The following is a 14,270-nucleotide window of genomic DNA, read 5'->3' as shown; positions in this document are numbered from 1 at the left end:
AAATGACGCGGGTGTGCCAGAGTCTGAACAAAGCATTCTGAGCCATGGGGGATTCCAGCGATGCACGCACGTCCGGCGACCGGTGCCACACCTGGCATCGTGGCGCGCTGGTTGCGGCGCGGGCTCCTGACTCTCGGCACCGCTGCCGCGGGGGTCGTGATCGGCGCTGGGGTCGCCGTCGCTGCCACGGGGGAGGCGCCCGGCCCGGAGTCGGAGGCGCCGAACGGTCTGCTCGCCTCGACCCTTGGCCTCGTGCAGGACGTCGTCGCCCCGGTGACCGAGCCGCTCGTCGCCGAGGTGGTGGCACCTCTTACGACGCCGATCCTGGATGAGGTGGCCCCGGTGACGGACCCGGTGGTCGACCACATCGTTGCCCCGGTGACCGCCCCGGTGCTCGACGCCGTCGCCCCTTTGATCACCGAGGTGACCGAGCCGCTCCGCCCCATCCTGGACCCGGTCCTGGATCCGGTCCGGCAGGAGGTCCTGGACCCGGTGCTCGATCTTGTCGAGCCGGTCACCGGTGGAGTCGTCGGTGACGTCGTGGACCTCGTGAGTCCCGCCGTGGACGCCGTGATCCCGCCGCAGTCCGGTGGATCCGGGCCATCAGACCCGGCGGACCCGGCTGGGCCAGGTGTGCCACCGGAGCCGTCTGAGCCGGGCGCGAACCCACCGGGTGCCGGGGGCGGTCCCGTGGCGGGCGCGGATCCGCCCGGTGACGCCCGGCCGGCCGGCACAGTTCCCGGCACCGATGAGCCGGAACCCGGTGCCCTCGCGGACACCGGGCTGCCGGAGCTGGCCGCCACCCTGGTGGGCGCGCCGGCGCCCGGTCGTCTGCTCGAGATCACCTCCGAGTTCGGCTGGGTGGTCAGGGCAGCCGATGCCACGGCGGCGTTCAGCGCCGACCGGGCGGAGAACCAGGGCGACCCAGCCCCGGCGCCAGTACCCCCGTACGGCAGCGACACCGGCCAGCAGAACGCGCCGATTCCGACCACCGGGCAGCCCCGCCCGGCTGATGCCACACCCACGCACGGCACTGATGTGCCGCGGCCGGTCGCGTTGGGTGCAGTGCGCCCCGCGGACCTGACTCCGCGGGTCACTGCCGAGCCGTTCGACATTCCTGTCTCGCCTGGATGATCTGAGCCCCGTGAGCCCTTGCTCACGGCCGCGCTAAACCCGGTTTCAATTCGGGCATTTCAGGTCATTCGACAGGAGTGGAACTCATGCATGCCATTTTCAGAACTGCATTACGCACGTTAGTGGTGACAGGCGGTCTCGTGATCGCCGGCGCAGGGGCCGCGCAGGCGGCGGAGGGTGACCTCGTGGACTTCGGCCTCGTGGAGGAACTGACGTCCGCCGTCTCCGAGACCATCGGCGGTGACCTCCTCACGGACGTCGTCGCGGACAACACGGTGACGGCGCCGATCTCGATCCCAATCACGATCGGCGACATCGCGCTCGGTGTCGGCGGCGACTCCGCCGTGAGTACCACGCAAGCAGCGCCACCACCGGCGCAGCCTGTGGAGGTCGTTGCGGTGTCGTCGGACAACGGCGACTCGCTGGTCGAGGATGTCGCGGCGGACAACACGGTGACGGCGCCGATCTCCATCCCAATCACGATCGGCGACATCGCGCTCGGTGTCGGCGGCGACTCCGCCGTGAGTACCACGCAAGCAGCGCCACCACCGGCGCAGCCTGTGGAGGTCGATGCGGTGTCGTCGGACAACGGCGACTCGCTGGTCGAGGATGTCGCGGCGGACAACACGGTGACGGCGCCGATCTCGATCCCGGTGTCTGTGGGTGATATCGCGGTGGGCGTCTTGGGTGATGCGGACGTCTCTTCCTCGCAGGGGCAGGAGGAGGCGGCTTCGTCTCCGGTGGATGTGGCGACCGGTGGCGGTGACGCGGCCGCGGACGGGCTGGTGTCCGATGTGGTCGCGGACAACACGGTGACGGCGCCGATCTCGATACCGGTGTCTGTGGGTGATATCGCGGTGGGCGTCTTGGGTGATGCGGACGTCTCTTCCTCGCAGGGGCAGGAGGAGGCGGCTTCGTCTCCGGTGGATGTGGCGACCGGTGGCGGTGACGCGGCCGCGGACGGGTTGGTGTCCGATGTGGTCGCGGACAACACGGTGACGGCACCCGTCACGGTCCCGGTGAACGTCAGCTGCAATAGCGTCGCAGTGCTCGGCGATGCCTCCGCGGAATGCTCGACGGCGGCCGCACCGGCCGCTGGTCCGGTCACCGTGGACACCGGTTCCGGTGAGGGCACACCGCCCTCGTCGGGCTTGGTGTCTCTCGTGACTGACGTGATCTCTGGAACCACCGTGACCGCGCCGGTCACCGTGCCGGTTGACGTCGGGTGCATCTCGGCCGGGGTACTTGGCGACGCGAGCACGACCTGCGCCGCCGGGACCACGGTTCCGACGGATCCCACGGATCCCACGGATCCCACGGATCCGACCGATCCCACGGACCCGACCGATCCCACGGATCCCACGGACCCGACCGATCCCACGGATCCCACGGATCCCACGGACCCGACCGATCCCACGGATCCGACGAGACCGGCGACGCCCGGCCAGCCCGGCGGGCGGTCACCGCAGGGACCGGTGCCGAGTGCTCCGACCGGCTTGACGCCGTCGCCGGCCTCCGGCCCGGCACCGACCGAGGCCGGCGGTTCGCTCGCGGAGACCGGACCGGACGCCGCCGCATCCGTTGCTGGACTCGCCCTGGCTCTGATGATGCTCGGTGGCCTGCTTGTGGGACTGCGGAGGTTCGCCGACCGCTGACCCGTTGACCGGTCGCGGCCGTGGTGTAGGTCCACGGCCGCGGCTCGGTCATGGGTACCTCTGGCCATCGCGTCAGTCATCCCGACGCCGCTACGGTGCATCAGTGCCCCGCGCGGTGGGGACCGGGGTCAATACGTAGGGGAGTCCTTGGTGGTGAGTGTCGAGGTAGTGCCTGCCGACGTCGCTGCGGCCGGCGCCCGGCTCGAGGAGGCGCGCGACGGCGTCGCCTCCGTGCGCGCGGCCGACGATCTCGCGACCGTGACGTCAGCGCTCCCCGGCGCCGAGAGCGCGCGTGCGGCCGGGGAACTGGCCACGGCCTGGAAGCGACGGTTCCGCGCGTGGGACAGCGCCGCGCAGAACCAGATCGAGGCCATGGGCGTCAGTGCTCAGGCGTACGAGGAGCAGGACGGCGAGGGCGCCGCCAACTTCAACGCCATCGGTCCGTCGCTGGGGACACACTGACCATGGTGACGATGTCCCAGGTGCGGTCCTGGCGCCCGGACACGCTCGGCCTCGTCGCCGACGCGATGGTCCAGCGCCGCCGTACCCTCGTCGCCCTCCAGGACGAGATGGACGACGGTGCCCCGCCGTCGACCTGGGTCTCCGAGTCGCGAGAGGCGGCCGTCGCCTCGCACACCACGCTGCGCGAATCCCTGGCAGACCTCGTCGCCGAGGTGGCACAAGTGGCCGCAGCCCTCGACATCGCCGTCGACGCGGTCACCCGCGCACGGGTCGAACTCGACGAGGCGCTGGCCGTCGCCTCCGCCAACGGGTTCAGTATCTCCACGACCGGCAGGGTCACGGACAACCGGGACACCCTCACCGACGACCAGGAGGTCGCCGACCGGCGCGCGATCCGCGACGAGATCGTCGACAAGATCGAACAGGCCCTACGCAACGCGGGCCACGCGGACACCTCGCTCGCGGCCGCGCTGCGTAGCGCAGCGAGCGGGGTCGACGGCGGAACGTCCTCGCTCGGGCAGGCTGCGGCCACTGGGACCGCGGGTGGGCAACGCGGCGTGCTCGAGCCGCCGACGGGCGGCAGCGATCACGACCTCAACTCGTGGTGGGAGGGACTGACCGAGGATGATCAGGCCTCCGTGATCCGCGAGCACCCCGAGTGGATCGGGAACACCGACGGCATCCCGGCCTGGGCCCGCGACGAGGCCAACCGGGAGCTCATCGACGACTACCGGGCCGACCTGACCGGCCAGCTCGCTGCCGCGCAGGACGCAGGGGACAAGGGACTCGCCCAGACCCTCACCGAGAAGCTCGACGGACTCGACGCCGTCGAGGACACGCTCGAACTCGGCAACCGGCAGCTGCTCGTGCTCGACATCACCGGCGAGGACCAGCTGATGGCCGCGATCGCGTACGGGGACGTCGACACCGCCGACCACGTCGCCGTCTTCACACCCGGCTTCACCACCACCGTGGCGGGGGACATGGCCGGCTACGACAGCCAGATGGCGAACCTCGTCGAGGAGGCCGCCGCGCAGTCGGACAAGTACGGAGCCGGCGGTACGGTCGCAGCCGTGAGCTGGCTCGGCTACGAGGCGCCACAGTGGGACAACGTGCTCGACCCGGGCTCGTCCGTGGCCTCACGTGCCCCGGCCGAGGCCGGCGCCGGCAACCTGGCCTCCTTCTACAACGGCCTCGACGCCTCTCGCGACGCCGATCCGCACCTGACCGCGCTTGGGCACTCCTACGGCTCGCTCACCACGGGCCTGGCGCTACAGGAGCAGACCGGTGTCGATGACGCGATCCTGTTCGGCTCACCCGGCATCGGCACCTCGCACATCGACGACCTCGACGTCTCCGACGGGCACGTGTACCGGCTCGAGGCCCGCCGGGACGCCGTCGCCGACGTCGGTGGCCTGGGACCGTTCGGTATCGACCCCTCCTACATCGACGGGATGACCGGCCTCAGCACCGAGGACGGCTCCACCGGTGGCGTCGAGTACCGCGAGTCCGTCGGCCACAGCGACTATCTGACCCAGGGGTCGATGAGCCAGCACAACATGGCATCCATCGTCGCCGGGGTGCCCGAACAGACCGTGGAAGGGGACACCCGCGGCTTCGGCGACATCCTCTCCTGGCCGCTGCCGTGGACCTACTGATGGATGAACCGATGACCCCGACGACTCCGGCGCAGCCCGCCGCGTCCCCCGGACCTGCCCCGACCATGGAGCAGGTGCTGACCGACTACACCGCGATGCGCGAGGAAATGGTGTCCGCACTCGCCGGGGCGCTGGGGGAGCGGGCCTGGCGGGAGTCGCCGAACTCGCCCGGCCTGCGTCGGTCACGGGTCGGTGGTGCGGACCCCGCGGCCGAGCAGGTCGGCCTGGTGACCTGGTCCTTCGAGGGCACCTACGCCGTCGACGCCTGGCACGGCGCCGCTCGGCTCGTCGCCGAGGTGGGGCGCCGGCACCACTTCACCGACGGCGGCATCACAGTGGACCGCCCGGGTGACCTGGAGATCTTCGGCGTCGACGCCCACGGCGGCCGCTACACGTTCGGGATGGCCACCAACACCATCCTGACCCTGCGAACCGGACCGCACCGGTGGGAACACCCACCGGAACCGGCCGATCAGCAGCCGACCTGACCTTCCGCGGGAGCGACTCGGGGGTTCGCTCCCGCGGGGGCCGCTCACACGTCGCGAAGCCGCGCCGCCTGCCGGGTGAGGTGACCACGCTCGGCAGCGCTCGTGGCGAGCCGCGCCGCCGCCAGGTACTCCTCGCGGGCCGTGTGCGCCTCGCCCGCCCGCTCGTGCAGGTACGCCGACACGGCCGTGCGCCGGGGGACGTCCGCCGGTACCTGCTCGAGTGCGCGGAGCCCGGCGAGCGGGCCGTCGGCCTCCCCGAGCGCGACCACCCGGTTCAGCGCCACGACGGGGCTGTCGGTGAGCGCGAGCAGTTCGTCATACCAACCGAGGATCTGCGTCCAGTCCGTCTCCTCGGCCCGCTGGGCGTCCGCATGCAGCGCCGCGATCGCGGCCTGGGCCTGGAACTCACCTACCTGGTCCCGGGCGAGCGCCTTCTGCAGGATCCCGATCCCCTCCGCGATCCGGACGGCGTCCCAACGGGACCGGTCCTGCTCCGCCAGCGGTACGAGCGCGCCGTCGGCGGTGAACCGGGACGCCCGGCGGGCGTGGTGCAGCAGCATCAGCGCGAGCAACCCGGCGGCCTCCGGGTCCCGCGTTCCCCCCGCGAGTTGGCGGGTGAGCCGGATCGCCTCGGCGGCCAGGTCGACGTCCCCGCCGTACCCCTCGTTGAAGATCAGGTACAGCACCCGCAGCACCCGGCCGAGGTCGCCCGGCCCCTGCACACCCTGCGCGGCGACCGTCCGCTTGGCGCGGCTGATCCGCTGCGCCATGGTCGCCTCGGGCACGAGGTAGGCCTCGGCGATCTGCCGGGTGGTCAGGCCACCGACCGCGCGGAGCGTCAGGGCCACCGCGGACGACGGCGTCAGGTCGCGATGGCAGCACAGGAACAGCAGGAGCAGGGTGTCGTCGCCGGTCTCGGCCGGTCCGGCCGGTGGCTGGGCGTGGTCGATCAGCTCCCGGCGGCGGCGGGCCGCCTCCGAGCGCAGCACGTCGAGATGCTTGCGCCACGCCACCGTGACGAGCCAGCCCTTCGGGTCGTCGGGCCGACCGTCGGGCCAGCGCTGGACGGCCTCGAACAGGGCCTCTTGCACGGCGTCCTCGGCCGCCGCGAACTCGACACCGCGGCGGACGAGGACGGCGAGCACCTGCGGGCCGAGTGCCTTGAGCAGGTCGTCGGAGCCGGCCGGCGCCTCGGACGCGTCCCTCGCCGCCGGTGGCGCGGTCATTCGGTCACGATCGGCGGATTGCCGTACAACGGCCTGACCTCGATCCATTCCTGGAGCGGCAGGCCGCCAGGCCCCGGCGCCGAGGACAGGTACGCGGCCTTCTCCTGCGCCTGCTCGAGCGTGTCCACGTCGATCATCATCCACCCGGCGATCAGATCCTTCGTCTCCGCGAAGGGCCCGTCAGTCACCGGCGGCCGACCCTCGCCGTCGTACCGGACGAACGCGCCCTCCGGCAAGAGCGCGGCGCCGCTGACCCACTCGCCGCGCTCGCGCAGGTCCTCCTCCATCCGGTCCATGAACGCGATGTGGTCGGTGACCTCCTGTGGCGTCCACTGTTCCATCGGCGCCTCGGCGTTGGGCATCTGCTTCGGTCCGCCGCGGTAGTGCTTGAGCAACAGGTACTTGGCCATGGGAGTCCTCCTGGTTCGTGGCGGCCATTGTGGCTGCCCTCACCCCTGGGACGGAACCCCGCGCCGGTTCTCGACATCGTCCGGGCGCCGAATTCTGCTGGACGGTTCGGTTAGCCTCCCAACGACCACCACAACCGGAACCGAAAGGCGGCGTGGATCGTGCCGGACCTCGACGTATCCGCCATCCTGGCCGAGTACGATCTGCGCGCCACCGGCCCCGCCGTCCCGCTCGTCGGCGGCGAGGACAACCGCAACCTCCGCATCGGCACCGACGGCGGCGAGGTGGTCCTGCGCGCGTACCGGTACTCCGGCCCCGAGAAGGTCCGGGCCGAGCTGCGGTTGGTCTCCTTCCTGGCGGAACACGGGTACCCGACGCCGGCACCGCTCCGAAGCCGTGGCGGAGAGGTTCTCGTGCTCGCCGGGTCCCCGGTCGCTGTGTTCGCCCTGGCGCCGGGCGAGGTGCCCGAGACGGTCACGGAGCCGCTGGCCGAGCGGATGGGTGAACTGCTGGGCCGCATGCACCAACTCACCGTCGGATGGGCCGACGCGCGGATCGCAACGATCGACCGCCTCGGCCTCATCGACCGGGCCCTGGCGTCACGGCCCGACCTCGACGGCGTCGCCGAGTGGCACGCGCAGATGCGACGTTTCCTCGACGACCATGGAGCCGACCTGGCCCACCTGGGCGAGTTGCCGACCGGCCCGCTCCACCACGACCTGCACCGCCACAACCTGCTGGTCGCCGGCGGTGCGGTGACCGCGGTCCTCGACTTCGACGAACTCAACCAGGGACCGCTCGTCCTCGACCTCGCCCGGGCCCTGCAGTACCTGGCGCTCGACCGCGATGACCGGCGCCTGCCGCGCGACCTGGCCGACGCCGTCGTGGCGGGCTACGACCGCACCCGGGAACTCACCGCGGCGGAGCGTCGCCTGCTGCCGGTCGCGCTCGATCTGGTGGGCATCGTCGACGCCGCGGGCGTCCTCATGTGGGCCGCGCCGGAGCTGGGCCTGCGGCGGGTCGATCAGTGCCACAGTTGGGTGGCGTACCTGCGCAATGCGGGCTCGTAGCGAGAACTGGAGTGGCAGTGACGGAGCACGGCGCACGGATCACGGACCGGGTCGAACTCCTCAGGTGTGAGAACCCAGGCCCGATGACGCTGGAGGGCACGAACACGTACCTGCTGCGCGAGCCCGGCAGTACGGAGGTCCTGGTGGTCGACCCCGGGCCGCTCGATCCCGCCGACCCCGCCTACCCGGAGCACCTCACACACCTCGACCGGGTCCGCACCCGCGCCGAGGCCGACGGTGGCCGGGTCGCCGAGATCTGGCTCACCCACCACCACCTCGATCACACCGGCGCCGCCGACCGCCTCGCCGACCTCACGGGCGCGCCCGTCCGGGGAGCCGGACGCGGCGCGGCGTTCACGGACGGAGAGCGGGTCGCATTCGGAGGGCTCGAGGTGGTGGTGCGCCTCGCGCCGGGGCACACGGCGGACTCGGTGCTGTTGCGCCTGCCCGCCGAGGCGCTGCTGCTGTCCGGCGACACCCTGCTGGGCCGAGGCACCACGGTGATCATGTGGCCCGACGGTGATCTCGGCGCCTACCTGGAAACCCTCGCCGCGATCGCCGCGGACGTGGACGCCGGCCTGGTCTCCCGGATCGCTCCCGGGCACGGCCCGCTGATCACCGAGCCCGGAGCGTTCGTGGCCGGAGTACACCAGCACCGGCTGGACCGGCTCGACCAGGTGCGTGCCGCCGTCGGGCAGGGCGCCGAAGGCGTCACCGGAGTGGTGCGCGCCGTCTACGGCGATCAGGACCCGAAACTGGCCGCGGCCTGCGCGCGGATCGTGCAGGCGCAGTTCGCGTACCTCGGGCTGGACCCGGAGTCGGACTGAGTCAACGGATCAATCCTTCGGCGGGTGCTCGGCGAGGCAGAAGAGGTTGCCCTCGGGGTCGGCGAGGGTGGACCACTGCACCCACGGAACCTCGTCGAGGACGTCCCAGCGATGCGTCGCACCGAGGGCGATGGCGCGCGCCACCTCGGCGGTGCGGCTGCCCCAGGCGACGGTCAGATCCAGGTGGGCGCCCTGCCGGTCCGGGCGCGGGCCGTTGGCGGGCCTGATGAACATCCCGAAACCCCCGGGTCCCGGTTCGAGATAGACGTTGCCGCGTGCCTCGTTCGGCGTGCTGCCGAGAAGTTCGGCCCAGAACGCGGCGAGCACGGTTGGGTCCTCAGCCTCCATGTTGAAGGCCCCGAGGGTGATCGCCGCAGTCGTGGTCATCCGCAGAGCGTACGAGGAGGGTGCGACATCGCCCTCGCGATCGAACCAGCAGCGAGGGGCTCAGGCGTCCGGCTTGAACTTCCGGCGGGTCCGCTCCGAGAGTGCCCCGAGGGTCAGGCCCGCCACGCCGGTCCGCCCGGCGCGCAGATGGAGTACCTGACCGGCGCGCGGGCCGCCGGGCACGTCCCGCGGCAGCGAGGCGGACGCGATCAGCCAGGTCGGCAGCGTGAGCAGCCGCAGCGCCGAGCGCACCCGGTCCGACTCGCTCTCGCTCTCGGTCAGCTCCTCGTCCAGGAGTTCCTCGAGCTCCTCGGCCGGGTCGGACTCCTCGCCATCGGAAGCCCCAGGGCTCACGCAGACCCGGACGAGCTCGGCGGCACTCTGCGCGCCGGAGCCGCCGAGTGCGAGCATCGCCTCCGGCAGTGGATCGCCGAACTCGTCCAGCGGGATCTGACCGAGGGCGAGGTCATCGTCATCCTCGGGGGCGCTGTCGAAGTGGCCGATCCGCTCGCCTGCCTCGAAGGCCCAGAGTCGCAGCCGCTTGTCCCGATCAACCTCGACGGCGACCGCGACGACGCCGAGGCCGCCCGCCAGGTCGCGGGCAAGGGCGTCGAGGGTTCGCTTGCCGGCGGCGACGGTGCCCCGTGCGTTCGTCGCGACGGCGAGCACCCAGTCGCCCTCCTGCGGCCCGACGAACCCGGTGAAGGCTGCCTCGGCCAGGGCGGTGGCGACCGCGTCCCGCGTGGCCGCGAGGTACACACCGGCGTAGCTCTCGCCCACGACCTTGTCCGGATCGGAGGCGCCCATGGGAATCATCGGTCCAGTCTGGCACCGACGCGCCGGGGCTAGGCATGGTTACCGAGTAACGCTATGGTTACCGGGTAATCGTCGCCATGGTGGCGGCACGGGAGGGGTGCCATGTCCGTCAAACAGAGCCTGCTCGCGCTGCTCACCGAGGAGCCGATGGGCGTGTACGCGCTCCGCAAGGAGTTCGAGGCGCGCACCGGCGGCACCTGGCCGCTGAACATCGGGCAGGTCTACACGACGATCCAGCGCCTGGAGCGGGACGGACTGGTCGAGCGCACCGACGACGCAGGTGGGGATGGGGACGTCGAACGGTTCGCGCTGACGGACCCGGGGAGGGCTGCGGCCCAGGGCTGGTGGCTCTCCCCGGTCCGGCGTGGTGCGCCGGAGCGCGACGAGCTCGTCATCAAGCTCGCGCTCGCCGTCGGCGCCCCCGGCGTTGACATCCGCGCCGTCGTGCAGACGCAGCGCAGCGAGACGATGCGCGCCCTGCGTGACTTCACGCGGCTCAAGGCCGCGGAGCCCGACGGCGGAACTCGCCCGGGTGGTGATCTCGCCTGGTCGCTGGTGCTCGACCACCACGTGTTCGCGGCAGAGGCCGAGATGCGCTGGCTCGACCACGTCGAGGCCCGGGCCAGCCGGGCCGCGGCCGCGGCCACCCGCTCGGCCTCAACGGCCGACGCGCCGGCCCGGAGCCGGCGATGAGCGCCGCGCCGGTCATCCTCGAACTCATCGGCGCCACCCGCGTCCACGGCGACGGCGTTCGGGCCGTCCGCGCACTCGACGACGTCGACCTGACCGTCCGGATGGGCGAGCTCGTCGCCGTGATGGGCCCGTCCGGATCCGGCAAGTCCACCCTGCTGAACCTCGCCGGCGGACTGGACACCCCCACCGCGGGCGCCGTGCGCCTCGCCGGCGAAACCCTCTCCGATCTGGACGCGAAGGGCCGGGCCGCGCTGCGCCGTCGGCGGATCGGTTACGTCTTCCAGGACCTGAACCTGATCCCCGCCCTGACCGCCGCGGAGAACGTCTCGCTGCCCCGCGAGCTCGACGGGGTCCGGCCGCGCAAGGCGAAGCAGGAGGCCCTCCTCGCCCTGGAGCAGGTCGGCGTCGGGCACCTCGCCGGCCGGTTCCCGGACGAACTGTCCGGGGGGCAGCAGCAACGCGTCGCGATCGCGCGTGCCCTCGTCGGTCCGCGCCGCCTGGTCCTCGCCGACGAGCCGACCGGGGCGCTGGACTCGGTGACCGGTGAAGCCGTGATGCGGGTGCTGCGTGCCCGGGTGGATGCCGGCGCGGCCGGCCTGCTGGTCACCCACGAACCGAGGTTCGCCGCGTGGGCGGACCGGACCGTGTTCCTGCGTGACGGCGTGCTGGTGGACAGCACCACCGACGAGCAACCCGAGTCGCTCCTGGCGGCATCCGGCCCGCGCCACCGGGAGGACTGATGGACCGCTGGCTGACCCGCTGGCGGGCATCGCTACGGATCGCCCGCCGGGACGCGCTGCGGCATCGCGGCCGCACCCTGCTCGTGGTCGCGATGATCGCGCTGCCGGTGTTCGGGGCGACGTTCGTCGCCACCGTGATCCGTTCATCGAGCCCGACTGTGGCCACCACGCTGCAGCAGACGCTGGGAGATGACGCCCAGGCGCTGGCCACGGTGGACTCGTGCGGCTTCGTGATCCAGCAGATGCCCACCGGCGTGCGGACCTGCCTTGCCGACCAGCCGGTCGAGGAGGTCGGTGAGGCCGATATCGCGGCACTGGTGCCGACCGGAGCCGAACTCGTCCCGCGGCGTGAGTTCGCCGTCGACCTGTCCACCGACGACGTGCGGATCAGCGACGAGGTGCTCGCCGCCACGGATGCCGAGCGGGTACCCGGGCTGCTGCCGCTGACGTCGGGCGACGTCCCGTCCGCGCCGGGCGAGGTGGTGCTGGCTCAGCGGCTCGTCGACCGGCTGCGGATCGAGGTCGGGGATGCGTTCACGATCGCGTCGAGGGAGACCGACACGCCCGCCACTCTCGTCGGGATCACGCGCAACGGCGACTCCTCCGGGCTGGCAGCGGAGGGCACCCTGCCGGAGGAGGGCGCGCTCTCAAGGTCCTGGTACGTGCTCGGCGCCGACCCGGTCACCTGGGCGGACGTGCTGGCGTTGAACGAGATCGGGGTGGGAGCCGTCAGCCGGGCCGTGCTCCTGGATCCGCCGCCGCGCTCCGAGGTCCCGTATTTCGCGTCATTCGGCGCGGACTCCCGCCTCGCCGGCAGCACCATCGGGCTGATAGCCGCCGTCGCCGGCATCGGCCTGCTCGAGGTCGTGCTGCTCGTCGGGCCGGCGTTCGCTGTCGGGGCCAAGAGCAGTACCCGGCAGCTCGCACTCGTCGCGGCTTCCGGCGGCCGGCCCGCGGACCTGCGCCGGATCGTGCTCTCGGCAGGCCTGGTCGCCGGGCTCGGTGCCGCCGCGGTCGGGGTCGCGCTCGGGCTGCTCGGCGGCGCCGTCTTCTACCTGATCCAGAGCCGAGGCGATTACCCGCCCCCCAACCTCGCGTTGCCCAGCTGGGAGCTCGCCGCGATCGGGGGCGTCGCCGTGCTGCTCGGTCTCGCCGCGGCCTGGCTCCCGGCCCGCACGGCGTCGCGTGCCGACGTGGTCGCCGCGCTCGCCGGCCGTCGCTCCGAGGCCACGCCTCGACGGCGGGTGCCCTGGATCGGGGTCGGACTCACCGTGGTCGGTCTCGGGCTTGCGAGCGTCGGTGCGACGAAGGCGAGCATGCCGATGCTCGTGCCTGGGGTTCTCGTCATGGAGATCGGCCTGATCCTCGCCGCCGGGGGGATCATCGCGCTCCTCGGTCGCGTGGCGCCGCGTCTTGGGGCACCCGCCCGGATCGCAGTGCGGGACGCGGACCGTCAGCGCGGCCGGACCGCTCCGGCTGTCGCCGCGGTGCTCGCCGCCGTCGCCGCGGCCACCGCCGGGATGGTCTACACCACCAGCGAGGCACGGGCCCAGGACGCGTCCTGGGCGCCGATGGCCGCAGACGGCACGGGCTACCTGACCACTTATAGTTTCATCGACCCCGCCGAGGATGCGCAGGGCCTGTTCGATGACGCACTGGACGTGGTCCGGGCTGCGCGCCCTGATGTGGCCGCCACCCCCGTGCTCGGCTTGATCCCGGACGACCCGGCCGGCTACGTGGAGCTCTGGGCCGAGAGGGATCCGGCGACGGTCTGCCCGCCCGGACTGACCGCGGACGATGGGGCCGAGGACGACCGTTGTGCCGTCGGGACCATCACGGCCGGCTACGCGTGGGGCGCGCAGCTCCTGGTCGACGACGGAACCGTGGTCGCCGCCTCAGGGTTGCCCGGCGCGACCGAGGCGGCGCAGGCGCTCGCGGACGGGCAGATCCTGGTCAACGACCCGGACCTCATCTGGCCCGACGGGCTGGTGCACCTCACCCTCGTCCCCCCGCCGGACGACGCCGGCAACGAAACCGCTGACCCGCTGGAGCTGACCGTGCCGGCACATGTGGTGGAGTGGCGGCACTGGTCCTACGGGCTGCTGCTCTCGCCTGAGGTCGCCGACCTGCTCGACCCGGCGAGCGTGCAGGCGCGGGTGGCCCCGATCGGCGCGCTCGTGACCACCCCCGGGGGCCTGGCCCAGGCGGATGTGGACGAGTTGCGGCGCAGTCTCGCCGGGTTGGGTGGCGGGGTCAGTCTGCAGGTCGAGGGCATGCAGAACTCCCGCGACACCGTCGGCATCAGCCTGATCGTCGCCGGCGCCGCACTAGCGATCGCTCTCGCCGCGACCGGCCTCAGCGTCGGGCTCGCCGCGGCCGAGTCCCGCCCGGACCTCGCCACCCTGGCCGCCATCGGAGCCAGCCCCGGCCTGCGCCGGAAAGTGGCGGGCGCGCAGGCGGGCGTGATCGCCGTCATCGGTGCGGTCGTCGGTGTCGGGACTGGGCTCGCACTGGGCTACGTGCTCAGCCTGTGGCAGCGCACGGCTGGGAACTGGGGCGCACTCTGGGAGTTCACGGTGCCGTGGCCGGCCGTGGCGCTGCTCGCCGTCGGGCTCCCCGCGCTGGCGATCGGCGGCGCGATGCTGCTCACGCGCGCCCGGCTGCCGATGGTGCGCAGGATCGCACAGTAGGAGGTGGGGTCGCGGG

The 14,270-nt window shown here is 72.3% G+C and carries 14 protein-coding genes; 10 read left to right on the top strand and 4 right to left on the bottom strand.

Annotation, left to right across the window (positions count from 1 at the left end; genetic code table 11):
• Positions 1-60: 60 nt before the first annotated feature.
• The 5 genes from KCQ71_RS18705 (at position 61) to KCQ71_RS18685 (ending at position 5,397) form a co-directional block, all read left to right on the top strand.
• Positions 61-1,134 carry a hypothetical protein gene (locus KCQ71_RS18705; RefSeq protein WP_223408719.1) on the top strand — a complete coding sequence of 358 codons (1,074 nt, stop codon included), beginning with the start codon at positions 61-63 and terminating at the stop codon, positions 1,132-1,134.
• A 125-nt stretch (positions 1,135-1,259) separates the two neighbouring features.
• Positions 1,260-2,789 carry a hypothetical protein gene (locus KCQ71_RS18700; RefSeq protein ID WP_223408717.1) on the top strand — a complete coding sequence of 510 codons (1,530 nt, stop codon included), beginning with the start codon at positions 1,260-1,262 and terminating at the stop codon, positions 2,787-2,789.
• A 153-nt stretch (positions 2,790-2,942) separates the two neighbouring features.
• Positions 2,943-3,251, top strand: a complete 309-nt coding sequence (locus KCQ71_RS18695; RefSeq protein ID WP_223408715.1) for a hypothetical protein — start codon at positions 2,943-2,945, stop codon at positions 3,249-3,251.
• A gap of 11 nt (positions 3,252-3,262) precedes the next feature.
• Entirely contained in the window at positions 3,263-4,909 is a 1,647-nt protein-coding gene (locus KCQ71_RS18690; protein ID WP_223408780.1) for an alpha/beta hydrolase, read from the top strand.
• Positions 4,910-4,920: 11 nt separating this feature from the next.
• Positions 4,921-5,397 (top strand): LppA family lipoprotein, encoded by a 477-nt coding sequence (locus KCQ71_RS18685; RefSeq protein WP_223408713.1) that lies wholly within the window; start codon positions 4,921-4,923, stop codon positions 5,395-5,397.
• A gap of 44 nt (positions 5,398-5,441) precedes the next feature.
• Here the strand turns inward: KCQ71_RS18685 and KCQ71_RS18680 are convergent, their stop codons facing one another.
• Positions 5,442-6,623: an RNA polymerase sigma factor gene (locus tag KCQ71_RS18680; RefSeq protein WP_223408711.1), complete on the bottom strand. Its 1,182-nt coding sequence runs from the start codon at positions 6,621-6,623 to the stop codon at positions 5,442-5,444.
• Positions 6,620-7,033 carry a YciI family protein gene (locus tag KCQ71_RS18675; protein ID WP_223408709.1) on the bottom strand — a complete coding sequence of 138 codons (414 nt, stop codon included), beginning with the start codon at positions 7,031-7,033 and terminating at the stop codon, positions 6,620-6,622. Before KCQ71_RS18675 ends, KCQ71_RS18680 begins: the two co-directional genes overlap by 4 nt.
• A 159-nt stretch (positions 7,034-7,192) precedes the next feature.
• Between KCQ71_RS18675 and KCQ71_RS18670 the strand changes: the two genes are divergently transcribed.
• A complete protein-coding gene (locus KCQ71_RS18670) occupies positions 7,193-8,101 on the top strand; it encodes a phosphotransferase enzyme family protein (RefSeq protein WP_223408707.1) in 909 nt (302 codons plus the stop codon).
• A gap of 17 nt (positions 8,102-8,118) precedes the next feature.
• The gene (locus KCQ71_RS18665; RefSeq protein WP_223408705.1) at positions 8,119-8,928 is read left to right on the top strand and encodes an MBL fold metallo-hydrolase; all 810 of its coding nucleotides are present in this window, start codon (positions 8,119-8,121) and stop codon (positions 8,926-8,928) included.
• 9 nt (positions 8,929-8,937) lie between these two features.
• Here KCQ71_RS18665 and KCQ71_RS18660 read toward each other — a convergent pair whose 3' ends face one another.
• Together KCQ71_RS18660 and KCQ71_RS18655 are read right to left on the bottom strand one after the other, a co-directional pair.
• Entirely contained in the window at positions 8,938-9,315 is a 378-nt protein-coding gene (locus KCQ71_RS18660; protein ID WP_223408703.1) for a VOC family protein, read from the bottom strand.
• A gap of 60 nt (positions 9,316-9,375) precedes the next feature.
• Positions 9,376-10,131, bottom strand: a complete 756-nt coding sequence (locus tag KCQ71_RS18655; protein ID WP_223408701.1) for a hypothetical protein — start codon at positions 10,129-10,131, stop codon at positions 9,376-9,378.
• 102 nt (positions 10,132-10,233) lie between these two features.
• On the opposite strand from KCQ71_RS18655, the gene KCQ71_RS18650 reads away from it, so the two are divergent.
• From KCQ71_RS18650 to KCQ71_RS18640, 3 genes are read left to right on the top strand one after another with little or no spacing between them, the layout of a single operon-like run.
• Positions 10,234-10,824, top strand: coding sequence for a PadR family transcriptional regulator (locus tag KCQ71_RS18650; protein ID WP_223408699.1), 591 nt, complete (start codon positions 10,234-10,236; stop codon positions 10,822-10,824).
• Positions 10,821-11,564 carry an ABC transporter ATP-binding protein gene (locus KCQ71_RS18645; protein ID WP_223408697.1) on the top strand — a complete coding sequence of 248 codons (744 nt, stop codon included), beginning with the start codon at positions 10,821-10,823 and terminating at the stop codon, positions 11,562-11,564. The genes KCQ71_RS18650 and KCQ71_RS18645 overlap by 4 nt, the downstream gene beginning before the upstream one ends.
• Positions 11,564-14,254, top strand: a complete 2,691-nt coding sequence (locus KCQ71_RS18640) for an FtsX-like permease family protein (RefSeq protein ID WP_223408695.1) — start codon at positions 11,564-11,566, stop codon at positions 14,252-14,254. Before KCQ71_RS18645 ends, KCQ71_RS18640 begins: the two co-directional genes overlap by 1 nt.
• Positions 14,255-14,270 lie beyond the last annotated feature (16 nt).

Source organism: Occultella gossypii, assembly GCF_019947135.1.
Classification (GTDB): Bacteria; Actinomycetota; Actinomycetes; order Actinomycetales; family Beutenbergiaceae; genus Occultella; species Occultella gossypii.
The sequence above is the reverse complement of the archived record's forward strand: the minus strand, read 5'-3'. Positions and strand labels throughout refer to the sequence as shown.